Below are 14,444 nucleotides of genomic sequence, written 5' to 3' on the forward strand. Positions count from 1 at the left end.
CCCTTCTGTCTTACACGGAACAGGCGATGCACTCCTCCACCGACAGCATGTTGGTGCGGGTGTAGTAGAGAGATTTCAGGCCGATCCGGGCGGCGTAAATATAGTACCGGGCCAGCTGCCGGGTAGAAATATCGCTGTTTACATGCAGCACTGTAGAAATCCCCTGGTCCACATGGGTCTGAATTTCGGCGATCAGGTCCAGCACCTTGAACTGGTCCATCTGATACGCGGACTTGTAATAGAAAATATTGTCCCGGGCCAAAAAGGGCATCGGGTAATAGGTGGTCGAGTTGGCGTAGGTCCGGGTCTCAATAGGCGAGACGATGGGCATCACGCTGGAGGTGGCATTTTGCACATAGGAGATGCTCTGGGTAGGCGCAATCGCCAGCCGGTAAGCATGGTACAGCCCGTGGGTCCGCACCTGCTCCTGCAGCCGCCGCCAGTCCTCCGGGGACGGGATGGGCATCTGCCCAAACAGAGCCCTCACCTTAGCGCTGGTTGGACGGTAGTCCGTCTCCAGATACTTCTTGAAGTAGGATCCTGTAGCATAATCGGACTTCTCAAACCCATGGAACGTTTCGCCCTTCTCCCGGGCAATCTCCATGCTTTCGGCCAGCGAATAATAATTCATCATCATGAAAAAGCTGCGGGCAAACTCACGGGCATCCGCGCTTTCGTAGGCGATCCGGCTTTTGGCCAGAAAGCCGTGCAGGTTCATGGCACCGAGACCCACGGAATGCAGCTCCTGGTTGGCCTTGACGATACCGGGGGCATTGGCTACCGTGGTCATGTCGCTGACAGCGGTGAGGGCACGCATCCCCTCCCGGACAGAGCGCTCCAGAAGGCCCGTCTCCATCACGTTGGCGATGTTCAGGGAGGCCAGATTGCAGCTGATGTCCTTGCGGATCAAGTCAGGATGGCCGTAGTCGCCAATCTCCGAAACCTCCTGCAGCTGGAAAATCTCCGTGCAGAGGTTGGACATGTTCACGGTGCCCAAAGCGGACAACGCGTGACTGCGGTTGGCGTTGGACTTGTTCATGATGTACGGATAGCCGGACTCCATCTGGGTGGCGGCAATCTTGATCAGCATTTCCCGGGCGGACATGATCCGCTTCTTTTTCACCCGGTCGTCAGCCAGAAGGGTTTCGTACATGTCATCCAGGTTCAGGTCATCCAGGTATTTGCCGTAAGCCTTGTAAACGGTGTACGGGGCGAAGACGTACAGCGGTTCATCCGCCTCTGCCAGCTGATAGAGCTTATCCGGGACGATCAGACCGATGGAGAGAGTTTTGAGACGGATCTTCTCGTCGGCGTTGATCTTCTTGCTGTCCAGGAATTCCAGTACATCCCAGCCAAAAATATTGTAATACGCCGCGCCGGAGCCTTTGCGCTGCCCCATCTGGTCGGCATAGGAGAAGGCATCCTCCATGAGCTTCAGGACGGGCATAATGCCCTTGGCCGCCCCTTCCACACCCTTGATGGGTTCGCCACGGCTTCTCAGCTTGGAGAGGTTCACGGCTACGCCGCCGCCGATTTTGGACAGCTGCATACAGGTGCCCAGCACGTAGTTGATGGAGTTGAGGGAATCGTCCATTTCCAAAAGGAAGCAGGATACCATCTCGCCACGGCGTTTTTTGCCGGCGTTGAGGAAGGTGGGGGTGGCAGGCTGCAGCCGCTGCTCCATCATGGAAGCGGTGAGCTGCAGGGCCAGTTCCTTGCTGCCCCGGCCCAGATAGAGGGCGACTATGGCCACACGGTCCGGATAATGCTCCAGATAGACGGAGCGGTCATCGGTACGCAGGGCGTAATCTGTATAGAATTTGGATGCCGCCATGTAAGAAGGGAAGCGGAAGTCGTACCTGTGGGCCAGGGCGTAGACCTCCTCTACCGCTTGTTCGGAATAGTGGGCGTACACATCCTCATAATAGTCGTTGTCGATCATGTAACGAACCTTTTCGGCGGTGCTGCTGAAGGTCTTGCTCCGGGCCGCAGCCTCCTCCATAAAAGCATCGGCGGCTTCGCGGTCCTTATCCAGACGGAAGAAGCCGTCGGCATCCCGTTGCATCAGCTGATTGTTCAACTCCAAATAGCGCATCTGGCTTCCGCCTCCTTTAGTTCGTATGCGAGTGTGAGAAAGGTTCTCAGTCAAGGGTGTGATACTCCCCGGTTTTGGCTGTTGGGGAGGTATATATGTAGGGGAAACGTCGTGTTAGTCGAAGCTCCCGTGCAAGAACAATAATGAGTGTGGAAATGCTGTTGCGTTTCGCAGGGGACCGTGGAATACTGCTGTATTCCGCAGGCCGTATCTATCTCCGGCAGTAGCCGGGAGAAATTATGGGTGGGTTTTGGGCAAAATGTTGCGCCTGGACCCGGCATTTTCACTTCCGATGCTGGCCGCTGGGCTATGGCAGATTCTAACGGCGGTGAGCGCCGTTATTTCCGGGTTTTGGCCACTTCGTAAATTCTAACGGCGGCCAGAGCCGCTATTGGGGCCAAATCGCCTCCGGGAGGCCCTGATTTGTGCAATTAACGTCTCCTGCTTCCGTTAGAATTCCAGCAGCCCTGTTTTGAAGCAAATAAGGGCGCTCACTTCCGTTAAAAATCCGGCAGTGTGCGGGATAGCCCAAATGCGGCGAAATCGCAGGCGGCCGGATCACCGCGAATCCAAACAAACTCGTTTAAACCCGGCCCGTCTGCACGGTGCGCTGCACATCCGCTGTTACCGCCAGCCGGTCCAGCTCCTCCAGGAACTGCGCCGCCTCCTTGGCGGTGCCGGAGAGCTCGAACCGGGCCAGCACCGGCACCCGGTACTGGGCGCCGATCCGGTCCGCCGCTTTGGCGAAGCCGTCCCCCCAGTTGCGGTTGCCGCTGGAGGCGACGCCCGCCAAACGGTGGCCGTTCTTCTGAAGGAAGCGCGCTGTGCTGTCCGGCACCTGGCCGAAGCCCGTGGTGTAGGTCACCAGCACGAAGGGCTCCTGGAGCTCCCCTGCCTCTGCCGCCGCTACTGCCCTCCGTCCCAATCCGTTGACGAAACGCCGGACATTGCCGGTCCGGGAATCATATACGATCAGCATCGCTGTCCCTCCTCTTGATTAAGATATGTTTACCGGGGGCTCCCCCAAAAGGTATCGGATTCCGCTTCAGAGCTTCACGTCACTTTTGGGGGATCATTTAGGCCGTGGATACAGCCAGCGTGCCCACCACCGCTTCGGCGGAAACCGCCCGGCCTTGGCGCATGGATTCGGCAGCGTCCAGAAACCGCTGGTTATCCGAGCCCCGGAAGGGAAGGTCATAGGTGCGCCGCGCTTCAATGAAGCGCCCGTCCATCAGATAGTCGCTGGCGGCAAGCAGTTCCCGCCATCCGGGATGGCGGTCCGCCTGGGCCAGCAGCGCCTCGAAGGTGTAGCCGGTGTAGGTGATCACCGATCGGCCCATGGCCTTCACACCCCGGGCTAGACGGGCGAATTCCACCGCTTGCCCGAAGGGCTCTCCGCCGCTTAGCGTTATGCCCGCCAGCAGGGGGTTCTCCCTTATCTCCGCCAGAATCGATTCCACAGTGCGGAGTGTGCCGCCCTCAAAGCTGTGGGTATGGGGATTATGGCAGCCCGGACAAGCATGGGGGCAGCCCTGCCCGAATACCGTCATTCGAATGCCCGGCCCATCCACGATGGATTCCTGCACGATTCCCGCCAGCCGGAGCATGCCGATTTGCCTTTCCATGTTGGTGCCTCCTAAGAGCCTTCATCAGTTTTCTCTTCGTACATCTTACAGATGCTTCACCCGGTCCCGTTCCTCGGCCCGTTTGGCGTCGTTGAACCGGTCCAGGGTGCCCACCAGGTATCCGGTAATCCGCCGGATCCGCTCGAAGCCTACCGGCCCCTCATGCTCACGCCGTCCGCAGCGCGGGCAGCGGTCGCCGATGACGCCGGTGTAGCCGCAGACCGGGTCCCGGTCTACCGGATGGTTCACCGAGCCGTAGCCGATGCCGGCTTCCTTCATAGCCCGGATGACGGTTTCGAAAGCCGTCGGGTTATGCACCGGATCGCCGTCCAGCTCCACATAGGTGATGTGGCCTGCATTGGTGAATGCATGATACGGAGCTTCCTTGCGGATCTTGGCAAAAGCGGTAATCCCGTGATACACCGGCACATGGAAGCTGTTGGTGTAATAATCCCGGTCGGTAACGCCGGGAATGGAGCCATAGCGCTTGCGGTCCATCCGCACGAACCGGCCTGCCGTTCCTTCCGCCGGAGTCGCCAGCAGGGAGAAGTTCATCCTGGTGCGCTCTGCGGTTTCGTCCATTTTTTGGCGCATATGCTTGATGATCCGGATTCCCAGCTCCTGGGCCTCCTCGGATTCGCCGTGATGGCTGCCGATGAGAGCCTTCAGGCACTCCGCCAGCCCGATGAAGCCTGCCGACAAGGAGCCGTGTTTGATCACCTCGCGAATTTCATCGTCAGGGGAAAGCTTGTCGGAGTCGATCCAAACCCCCTGGCCCATCAGGAACGGGAAATTCTTCACCCGCTTGCGGGCCTGAATTTCGTAACGCTCCAGCAGCTGCTCGATAACCAGCTCCATCTTTTGCTCCAGGGCCGCCATAAAGCCCTCTACATCCCCACGGTGCTCCAGCGCCAGACGCGGCAGGTTGATGGTGGTGAAGCTCAGGTTCCCCCGGCCGAAGGTAATCTGGCGGTCCTTGTCATGGACATTGCTGATCACACGGGTCCGGCAGCCCATATAGGCGATCTCGGACTCCGGAGAGCCTTCCTTATAGAATTCCAGATTGAACGGTGCGTCCTGGAAGGAGAAATTCGGAAACAGCCGTTTAGCACTGACCTGGCAGGCCCGCTGGAACAGATCGTAGTTGGGATCTCCAGGGTTGTAATTCACGCCTTCCTTCACCCGGAAAATCTGGATCGGGAAAATCGGCGTTTCGCCGTTGCCCAATCCCCGTTCGGTGGCATGGAGAATGCCCATCACCACCAACCGTCCTTCGGGGCTGATATCGGTGCCGTAGTTGATGGAGCTGAAGGGAATCTGCGCTCCGGCACGGCTGTGCATGGTGTTCAGATTATGAATCAGCGCCTCCATGGCCTGGTAGGTGCTGCGTTCAGTCTCCGCCATAGCTTGGCGCACGGCCATCGCCTGAGCCTCGGTTGCTGCCGCCGGGCTGCCCAGAATCTCGGCCAGAAGGGCAAACTCCCGCTCCGCTTCGGCTTCATCCCGGTTCATCCGGGGGAAAACCGATCCGTCTGCACTCCATGCGCCGAAGGCTTCAGCCAGTCGCTCCAGCCCTTGCGCATCCACACTCCAGCGCCATTCCAGGGCCTTCAGCAGGTTGCTGCGGTAGAGCCGGGAATACGTTTTGGTTACACCCGCTGCCAGACCGTAGTCGAAATTGGGAATGCTTTGGCCGCCATGCTGGTCGTTCTGGTTGGACTGGATGGCGATGCAGGCCAGGGCCGCATAGCTCTGGATATCGTTGGGCTCACGCACTTGGCCGTGACCGGTGCCGAAGCCGCTCTTAAACAGCTTCTCGATGTCAATCTGGCAGCAGGTAGTGGTCAAGGTCAGAAAATCCAGATCGTGAATGTGCACATCCCCGTCCTTGTGGGCGGCGGCATGCTCCGGCTTCAGTACAAACAGCTCATTAAACTGCTTCGCACCCTCCGAGCCGTACTTGAGCATAGTGCCCATGGAGGTATTGCCGTCGATGTTGGCATTTTCCCGCTTGATCTCGCTGTTAGAGGCGTCCTGATAGGTAATTTCTTCGAACACCTTCATGAGGCGCGTGTCCATCTCCCGGATCCGCGAACGCTCCGCCCGGTAGAGGATGTAGGCCTTGGCCGTGTGGACCAGCCCTTCATTCATCAGAACCTCCTCCACGGTGTCCTGAATCTGCTCCACGAACGGAACGGCAGCGCCATCCTTGCCCTCCAGACTCTGCATCACCTTCATGGCCAAGCTCATTGCCTGCGCCGGATCGGCTTCCTTGGTGGCATAAGTGGCCTTCATGATCGCGTTGGTGATTTTGTCGATGGCGAACAGCGCCTCACGGCCGTCTCTTTTGCGAATAGTGGTAATCAAGCTCCAACATCTCCTAGTGTGATATGTAGTAGGAATAAACTGCCGTATAGGGGGAAATAAAGGCGCCCCCCGACTCCTTCTTGCCGGAAGGAGACGAAAGACGCGCGAATACGCTTTGGATGATGCAGCACATCCCGTCCGGAATGCCTGCAGGAATTTCCTGGGTATTCGAACACCGCCCCATCCTCCGTGGGTAAAAAATGCTCATGATCAGGCAGGTCTCCTGGCTCCGGTGCATGAGCTCCGAGGACGCCTTCCCGGCAGTACGCCAGTGGCAAAAAGTCCAGTCGGTTTAAGCACCGCTACAGTGGCGGGGACCGCGCCGGCTTGGCACCGGCTTCCCTCTTAGATTCGAAGAGCTTGCTAGTCTATACTTACCCTCCGAATACCTGATCAAAACTATATCTTGTGGTCACTTATCAAATTCTAATCAATATATTGGTGTTTTGTCAATGCATAAATAGCACCCTAGCAAAAAGCCTACCTATGGACTATAGCAAATTCCAAGAGGATTGTCCTCCCCTTTTTTGGCCCCAAAGACGGTTTTCAGCCTCCTCCAGCCCCCTCTGCCCACATCATTTTCGGCCTAATTTCCGCCAAAATAAAGGCTTCGCGGAGGGTTAAAACGCTTCAAAAAAACACCAAAAATTTTTTTTGAACCGCCCCCGGTTTGAGGGAGCCCCCGCCTTAGGTCCAGTGCCAATTACCTGCCCGGGACGGTTTTGGCCGGACCGGTTTTCCATTACCATAAAGGTATCAAGCACAACAGCGCGAACCATTCTCGCCTTCAAAAATACATAAAAGAATAAACCAATAATACCGCCGTCGGATTTCTCCCGAACCGGGGGCGTATCGAAAGGAAGAATCCCTTATGTCAGAAATGAAAAAACCAAGCCGTAATCGGGCCCGGACTGTCTCCCTTCTTCTTGCAGGCATACTGGGCGTGGCTTTGCTCAGCCAGTTCGGCGGCATCATCGCCATCGCTGCGGCAGCAGGCGCCATCGCATACGGGCTGTCCCTGCTCCGGAACAAAAATCCGCTGGAATTGGAGGCCTAAATCATGAAGCTGGCACGTTCGAGAACAGATGCAAAACTGTTTGGGCTATGCGGAGGGATCGCAGCTAACCTGGGGGTAAACTCCGCCTGGGTCCGGGCCTTTGTTACCGTTGGCATTATTTTCACCGGCGGGCTCCTCCTGCTGGTATATGTCATTGCGGCTATGCTGCTTCCCGTTGAAGACGCCATGCCCGCTGGTGCATACATGTATGTGCCCTCCTCCCGGGCATACGGCTTTGACACCCGGGAGCCTGCACCGGCAGCGGTGCCGGAGATTTCCTGGAGCAAGGAAAAGGAAATCCTGTCCAGAGAGATCCGGGAGCTCCGGAGCCGTCTGGATGCGTATGAGCGGGCAGAATAAGCTGTCCGATAAGAGTCCTTCCATGCTTGCGATCCAAGCGTGTGGGGGACTCTTTTTGGTGTCTCCTGTTTCAATTGCCTGGCGTCTGCTTAGCAAGTAAAATAGAACTATCTACAGCCTGCAAAGGCAAGGAGGCACCGATCACCTATGAACCGAAGAAGCTTCGTCAAGTGGCTCCTGGCCGGCATTGCGCTTGTGGCAGCATCCGGGTCGGTGTTTATGCGCAAGCTCATGGATGGTGGAACACCGCCGCTTAACGCCGCGGAAGCACCTACTCCCGAAGCAGCGCAGCCCTCTGCCTCCCCCACCTCCAGTCCAGCCCCTGCGGCACCCGTGGAAAAAGGGAAGCTATTGGCCACTGTATTTCTGCTCAGCGACATCCACATGATCGATTCCCAGCCTGTTGTGGACAAGGTCCACACCGCCCTCAAGGATCTGACCTCTCTGAAGGAAACCTCCGACGCCATCGTTTTGGGCGGGGACCTGACCACCTATGCCCGGGAGCTGGACTACAAGCTGCTCCGGACCACCTTCAACCAATACAAGCTGCCGCCGCTGTACGGCAATATGGGCAACCATGAATATTACGATATCTGGCTGACCAAGGAAGGCGCCTGGAGCACCGAAACGGTGCCCAACGGCAAAACCGACAAGGGTGCCAGGGACCGCTTCCAGAAATTTATGGGTATGGATAAGCCCTATGCGGATGCCTGGGTGAACGGTGTGCACCTGATTATGGTTTCCCAGGAAGCCTACGTCCAGGAGAAGCCGGATGTCCAGGAGGGAGCCTGGTATTCCGATGAGCAGCTGGCTTGGCTGGAGGAGACGCTGAAGCCCCATGCGGACGGCAGCCCCGCTCTCATCTTTATCCATCAGCCTCTGCCCGCCATCGGCTCTGAGGGCGGCAACCACCGGCTTATCCGCGCCACCGAGTTCCGCAGGCTTCTTTTGCCCTACCCCAATTTGTTCGTCTTCTCCGGGCATACCCATCAGGACCTGAATCTGCCCAACCGGTATACCAAGGAGAGCTTCCACTGGTTTATGAACGCTTCTGTCACCCGTACCCGCGGCGAGCTGTCCCAAGGCCTGCTTATTCAGGTGTATGAGGGGGCGGTAGATATCAGAGGGCGGGAATTCTCCAAGAAGGAGTGGATAGCCGCTGCCGACTGGAGCATTCCGCTGGCGTAGGGAGTGTATGCGCCCCAATCCATAGCAAGTGAATCCCGTACCTAAAGGAGGAACCGCAATGTACCCTTTGATTTACGCCCACCGCGGGGCATCCGGCCACGCACCCGAGAACACCATGGCCGCCTTCCGTCTGGCCCTGGAGGAAGGTGCTGAGGGCCTCGAGCTGGACGTACAGCTCACCGCAGACAGACAGGTAGTGGTTATTCACGATGAAACCCTGGACCGGACCACCGACGGCACGGGACCGGTGTACAGCCGGACCTGGGAGGAGCTGCGCGGGCTGGATGCGTCCTTCGGCCAGGAGGCATACATGGGCGAAGGTATCCCGCTGCTGGCCCAGGTGCTGGAGCTTCTGGCCCCAACGCAGCTGGAGCTGAACATTGAGCTGAAGAACGGCATTGTTCCTTATGAGGGTATGGAAGAGCTCGTTGTACGAATGGTCCGGCAGTACGGCATGGAAAAGCGCATTGTGCTCTCCTCCTTTAACCATTACAGTGTCGCGCGGCTGGCAGCGATGGCACCGGATATAGAATCGGCAGTCCTCTACGCCGAAGGGCTGTACAGACCTTGGGAATACGCTGCTTTCGTGGGCGCCCGCAGCCTTCATCCCCATTACCTGGCCGTCACCCCTGAAATTGTCATGAATGCCCATATGGCAGGGGTGAAGGTCCGCCCCTGGACCGTCAACAGCGATGAGGACTACCGCCGGATGGCCGCTGCCGGTGTGGACGCCGTTATCACCAATTACCCTTGCAAATTCAAGGCCCTTCGGGGGTAGATATGAGCGATACAGCCAGCTTTTGCGGACATAGCAAACAGCCCCCGGTTTTATGGACCGGGGGCTTCTTTTATGGGCTAATTTGCTTAATTTACGGTTACATAGACATACGTTTTCTTTTTGGCAAAGGTGATGGTAATGGTAGCCTTGCCCTTGCCGATGGCACGGATGACACCGTCCTTCACATCCGCTACCTTAATGTTGGAGGTGGTCCAGAGGCCCGCTACGGAGACATCCTCCTCCGTTTGATCCGCATAAGTGGCGGTTGCCTTCACCTTCATGGTGGAGCCGACGCTCATGTTTACCAGAACATGGTCAGTCTGCAGATACTTCAAGGTGTCCACGTTTACCGTAATGGAGACGCTTTTGCCCCCGAAGGTGGCCGTTACTGTCGTAGTGCCCGGTCCCATACCGGTGATCAGGCCGTCTACCACGTCCGCCACATTGTAGGAGCCGGATTTCCACACAGCAGCGGTAGCATCCACATCCTTCTTCGTGTTGTCGGACAGCTGCGAGCTGAGGGTGATCTGCACACTCTCTCCGGACTTGATGTTGATGACCCGCTTGCTGGCATTCAGCGCCTGGGCCACACCGATTTCCGCGGTGACAGAGACGGATTGGCCGCCGTACTTGGCGGTGATTGTCACCTTGCCACGGGCAACGGGAGTAACGACACCCTTATCCACGGTAGCAATGGAGGCATTGCTGGTGCTCCATTCAGCCGTTGGCGCCACATTGGTGGTTTTGCCGTCCCGGTCCTTGGCTGTAAGCGCGATGCTCTTCACCTCGCCCAAATCGAAAACCAGAACTGTGGGACTTGCGGTCAGGGTTTGAGCGGTATCCACCTGCACGTCGAACTCGCAGGTTTTGCCCCCGAAGGTGGCGGTAACGGTAGCAGTCCCTGATGCAACGGCAATCAGATGGCCGTTTTCATCAATCGTGACTACCTTGGCATTGCTGCTGGCCCACACCGCTTCACCGGTCACATCCTTTTTGATGCTGTCGGTAAAGGTGGCGGCAACCTTCAGATCCCGGGTATCCCCCTTGGCTAAGGTCAGCTTCTGTTCATTCGTGCTGGTCAGGCTCTTCAGCACTCCAACGGAGACGGTCACCGTTGCTTTGCGGGTGCCGTATTCCACAGTAATCGTCGCGACCCCCGTGTCGATACCCGACACAATTCCCTTGGTCACATCGGCTATAGCGGCATCACTGGTACTCCATTTGGCCAAGCCGGTCACATCCGTTTGGGTACCGTCGCTGAACAATGCCTCCAGCTTCAGGCTTTCCGTGCTGCCGATCTGGAAGTTAACCTTGGTGGCGCTGAGCAAAAGCTTGGTGGGTACATCCACCGACAGGGCAATCTTGACACTTTTGCCGCCATAGGTAGCAGTAATTTCCGTTTTGCCGGCTTTATAGGTGGTAATGGAACCCTTCTGCACATAAGCAATGGAGGAGTCGGCTGAAGCCCAGTCCGCCTTTTCCGTTACATCCTCGGTTTTGCCGTCGGCATAGGTAGCGGTCAGCTTCAGCTTGTCCGTTTGGTTCGCCTGGAGGAACAGCTCCTCCTTATCTGCAGTCAACAGCCGGGCCACGCCCACATCCACTGTTACGGATACAGTTTTGTCCACGTAGGTAGCGGTAATGGTGGCTTCACCTGTGCCGTTGGCAATAATTTTACCCTTGGTGACTGTAGCTACTGCAGGATCGCTGGTGGTCCAGGTTGCCCGGGAAGCCAGCTCCTTGTCCGTGGTTCCGTCCGCATAGGTAGCGGTGAGAATCAGATCCTCGGAGGTGTCCTTCTTTAGGAAGAGACTGGTTTTGTTCAAGCTCAGCTTTACCGCCAGGTCCACGTCCACCCGGATGGTGGTGGTTTTGGTGCCGTAGGTAGCCGTAATCTGGGTTTGGCCGGAGCCGTAGCCCTTAACCTCGCCCTTGATGACATCGGCAATATCCGGGTCCTTGGATTCCCATTCCGCCAGGTCGGTGACATCCGTTGTGCTGCCATCCGGATAGGTGGCGGTCAGCGTAAGCTTCTCGCTCTGCTTCAACAGAAGAGACAGCTCCCGTTTGTTGGAATCGATCCGCTTCACAATCTCAACATCGACAGGGATGGAAACGGATTGGCCATTGTATGCTGCCGTGACCACAGCCCGGCCTGAATTCTGGCCTTTGATCAAGCCGTTGACTACTGTTGCAACGGAGCTGGAATCGCTGTTCCATTCAGCCTTTTTGGTTACATCCTCGGTGGTTCCATCATCATAATAGGCGGTCAGGGTGACCTGTTCGTCTTCCCCCTTGCGCAAATCTACGGTCTGCTTGTCCTTCACCAGTGTGCGCACACGCTTCACAACGGTTACATTCACCACTACGGTCTGTCCCAGGTACGTGGCGGTGATAACTGCCTTGCCCTCGGACTTGGCCGAAACAGTCCCTGCATAAACCGAAGCCACTGCGGGAGAGCCCGAATTCCATTCGGTCTTAACCGTTACCGTAGAGGTAGAGCCGTTGACAAAGACCGCGGTAGCCGTCAGCGCAGCGGTACTGCCCACTTCCATAGTCAATTCATTCTTGTTCAGCACAAGGCTGGAAATTTCTTCTGATGTAGTGGCAGCCACTGCGGCTGTCGCACCAAGGCCGATAGTATTGGTTATAAGGGCAAGCAACAGCATAACCAGCATGACCCGTTTCAATTGCATGAATTCATCTCCCTTTCGTCATCGTGTTGCAGCATCCGGCTTTTTTCCACATCTTTCTTTATCGGAATCGGGCTGGCCCCGGATTAGGCTTTTTACACATCTTTTACAAAGCTGAACGAAAAAAACGGAGGTCCGCCGGAGAGGACTATCTGTAAAGCACAAGCTCCTCCAGCTGCTTGCGCACCTTGGCTGCGGGGGCATCAAGAGGATACCCCAAGGGTGTGAACGCAACCGGCTCCAGCTCCGGGTCTAACCCGAGGATTTCCCGGGTGATACCGGCGTCGAAGGCACCCACCCAGCAGGTGCCCAGGCCAAGTGCGGAAGCAGCCAGAACCATATGGTCCATGACGATGGACACGTCCACATCCGCATAGTTTTTGCCGTCCCGCCGGACCCATGCTTTGTTGGGCAGTGCACATACACCAACGATGAGGGGCGCCTGGACAAACCACGCCTTCGGATAAATCCGCCGCAGCTCCTCCTGCCGGCCCTCTGTTTTCACTACCACCAGCCGGAAAGGCTGCCGGTTGGCTGCGGTGGGCGCCAGCCGGGCGGCCTCCAGGATCACAGCCAGCTTCTCCTCCTCTACCGGATCCGCCTTATAGGCGCGGCAGCTGTAACGGTTTCGGAAAACCTCCAATATACTGCACACTAGAATCCCTCCATGCTGCGAATAAACGACCGGTCGGCCTGCGTTCAAACGGCCTGACCTGACTAACCTCAAGACGGGGTATAGAAATTTTCCGTATAATAAACGCCGAATTTGCCTCCAAATGCCACTCCCGCTCCAAAATGGGTATTGCTCCCCAACAGATTCTCCCGGTGGCCGGTAGTGGAATTCAGCCAGCCGTAATGGGCCGCCAGCGCATCCGTCTGGCCTGCCGCAATATTCTCGGCGAAGAGGCGGTAAGAAAGTCCCGCATCCTCCGCGCGGTCCCAAGGCATACGTCCGCTCTGGTCGTCATGGGCAAAATATCCATTGGACTGCATGTCGGAGCTGTGTGCTCTGGCTACCGCAGCGGCCGTATCGTTCCATAATAAAGCGGCAAGTCCACGCTTTACCCGTTCGGCATTGGCCAGATCCAGGGTTTCCCGCTCGAAGGCCTCCCTGAGCAAGTCTCCGGATTGCCCGTTCCGGGAGGCAGCCTGTTCCTCCTCTGCCTTGGCTACCAGCTTCATCCCGCTGATTTGCCCCTCATTCTGCAGGTCGTAATAGAAGGTAACGTAAGCGTCGTCCCGCTCGAACACCTGGGAGTAGCCTGCATTTTGCAGCGAATACCACGTATTTCCCTTCAATATACGCGAAAGGGGCTCTCCCCACTTGCCCGTTACCTGGGCCTTGCTGCTGTTGGCGCTTACTCCGCCGGGGGCCAGCCAATCGGTTCCCGAGGTGTACAGCCCGGCTACCTTGCCGTCCCGGAGGCCAACCAAGGTATACTGCCGGAGATCCCGGCTGAAAACCTGCCATTCAAAACCGTAAATACTGGCATCCTTGCGGTCGGGTTCTCCCAATACGGCCTGTACATAGGCCGCCGAATCCCCCAGAGAAATACCTCTTGCCTGGAGCCCGCTTTGGAGTCCTGCGGGTGCTTCCGGAGCGGCCTTCAACACCAGTCCCTGTTCCTTGGCATTGCGCAGGAATTGAACCGCCTCCGCCCGGGTCAAGGACTCTTCGGAGGCATACCCCTCCACGGAAGCAGCATATTTGCCTTGGGATAAGCCCTCATCCAAAAGGTACTGTACCGCCTCTGTCAGGGGCAGCGTATGTCCCAGGGCAGATGCCATCAGCCTGGCCACATGCCCGCGGTTATAGGAATCAGCACCGGAGGCTTGAGTTAGCATCCAATGCTTCTCTTGTGCATACACATAATATGGCTTGTACCACGGATCACTGGCACCCGCCAAAACCTCCCCGGGCCCAAGGGTTCTGATCAGCATAGCAAGAAATTCCGGCTCGGATACCTTTCCGTCCGGCTGGAAGGCACCATTTTCATACCCGTCGGCAATGCCTTGGGAGGCTGCCCACTCAATGGTCTGGCGGGCCCAATGCTGCTTGATATCGGTAAAAGCACCGTTATTCGTTCCTGCGGCACCTGCATGGGTTGGCGTTAGGAGCATGATGGCACAGAGGGTAAGTGCCGTTTTGGCTGCGATGGCTTTGAGGCGGATAAACATATGCGGCACTCCTTCAAGTTTTTTGGCTTCTTCTATATTAGTATATCGGTTGATAGAGTGAATAGGAACTTTTGTCGGAAAAGTTCAACAAATTTTTACCGTT

General features: G+C 57.0%; 12 protein-coding genes and 1 riboswitch. Of the genes, 4 read left to right on the top strand and 8 right to left on the bottom strand.

Translation table 11 applies throughout. The features are described 5' to 3' along the window. Positions 1 to 10: 10 nt before the first annotated feature. From nrdE to ACI1P1_RS17090, 5 genes are all read right to left on the bottom strand, one after another. On the bottom strand, positions 11 to 2,095 hold the full coding sequence (gene nrdE, locus ACI1P1_RS17070; protein WP_416217635.1) for a class 1b ribonucleoside-diphosphate reductase subunit alpha: 2,085 nt from the start codon (positions 2,093 to 2,095) through the stop codon (positions 11 to 13). Between the two features lie 583 nt (positions 2,096 to 2,678). Further along, positions 2,679 to 3,074 (bottom strand): class Ib ribonucleoside-diphosphate reductase assembly flavoprotein NrdI, encoded by a 396-nt coding sequence (nrdI, locus tag ACI1P1_RS17075; RefSeq protein WP_416217636.1) that lies wholly within the window; start codon positions 3,072 to 3,074, stop codon positions 2,679 to 2,681. A gap of 97 nt (positions 3,075 to 3,171) precedes the next feature. Next, a complete protein-coding gene (gene nrdG, locus ACI1P1_RS17080) occupies positions 3,172 to 3,720 on the bottom strand; it encodes an anaerobic ribonucleoside-triphosphate reductase activating protein (protein ID WP_416217637.1) in 549 nt (182 codons plus the stop codon). A gap of 45 nt (positions 3,721 to 3,765) precedes the next feature. Beyond that, complete coding sequence (locus tag ACI1P1_RS17085; RefSeq protein ID WP_416217638.1) at positions 3,766 to 6,087, bottom strand: anaerobic ribonucleoside triphosphate reductase; 2,322 nt, start codon at positions 6,085 to 6,087, stop codon at positions 3,766 to 3,768. A gap of 13 nt (positions 6,088 to 6,100) precedes the next feature. Continuing rightward, the gene (locus ACI1P1_RS17090) at positions 6,101 to 6,295 is read right to left on the bottom strand and encodes a hypothetical protein (protein WP_416217639.1); all 195 of its coding nucleotides are present in this window, start codon (positions 6,293 to 6,295) and stop codon (positions 6,101 to 6,103) included. Beyond that, positions 6,284 to 6,495: riboswitch (cobalamin riboswitch) on the bottom strand. (Overlaps the previous gene by 12 nt.) Positions 6,496 to 6,958: 463 nt before the next feature. Between ACI1P1_RS17090 and ACI1P1_RS17095 the strand changes: the two genes are divergently transcribed. From ACI1P1_RS17095 to ACI1P1_RS17110, 4 genes are all read left to right on the top strand, one after another. Then, positions 6,959 to 7,144 carry a hypothetical protein gene (locus tag ACI1P1_RS17095; protein WP_416217640.1) on the top strand — a complete coding sequence of 62 codons (186 nt, stop codon included), beginning with the start codon at positions 6,959 to 6,961 and terminating at the stop codon, positions 7,142 to 7,144. Positions 7,145 to 7,147: 3 nt separating this feature from the next. Beyond that, on the top strand, positions 7,148 to 7,504 hold the full coding sequence (locus ACI1P1_RS17100; protein WP_416217641.1) for a PspC domain-containing protein: 357 nt from the start codon (positions 7,148 to 7,150) through the stop codon (positions 7,502 to 7,504). 147 nt (positions 7,505 to 7,651) lie between these two features. Next, positions 7,652 to 8,692, top strand: coding sequence for a metallophosphoesterase family protein (locus tag ACI1P1_RS17105; RefSeq protein ID WP_416217642.1), 1,041 nt, complete (start codon positions 7,652 to 7,654; stop codon positions 8,690 to 8,692). Positions 8,693 to 8,750: 58 nt separating this feature from the next. Beyond that, positions 8,751 to 9,470 (top strand): glycerophosphodiester phosphodiesterase, encoded by a 720-nt coding sequence (locus ACI1P1_RS17110; RefSeq protein WP_416217643.1) that lies wholly within the window; start codon positions 8,751 to 8,753, stop codon positions 9,468 to 9,470. Positions 9,471 to 9,556: 86 nt separating this feature from the next. Here the strand turns inward: ACI1P1_RS17110 and ACI1P1_RS17115 are convergent, their stop codons facing one another. The 3 genes from ACI1P1_RS17115 to ACI1P1_RS17125 form a co-directional block, all read right to left on the bottom strand. Then, entirely contained in the window at positions 9,557 to 12,166 is a 2,610-nt protein-coding gene (locus ACI1P1_RS17115; RefSeq protein WP_416217644.1) for an Ig-like domain-containing protein, read from the bottom strand. Positions 12,167 to 12,311: 145 nt separating this feature from the next. Further along, the gene (locus ACI1P1_RS17120) at positions 12,312 to 12,818 is read right to left on the bottom strand and encodes a nitroreductase family protein (protein ID WP_416217645.1); all 507 of its coding nucleotides are present in this window, start codon (positions 12,816 to 12,818) and stop codon (positions 12,312 to 12,314) included. Between the two features lie 68 nt (positions 12,819 to 12,886). Further along, positions 12,887 to 14,341: a CAP-associated domain-containing protein gene (locus ACI1P1_RS17125; RefSeq protein WP_416217646.1), complete on the bottom strand. Its 1,455-nt coding sequence runs from the start codon at positions 14,339 to 14,341 to the stop codon at positions 12,887 to 12,889. Positions 14,342 to 14,444 lie beyond the last annotated feature (103 nt).

It is taken from the genome of Paenibacillus mesotrionivorans (genome assembly GCF_046098205.1).
Taxonomy (GTDB): domain Bacteria; phylum Bacillota; class Bacilli; order Paenibacillales; family NBRC-103111; genus Paenibacillus_AR; species Paenibacillus_AR mesotrionivorans.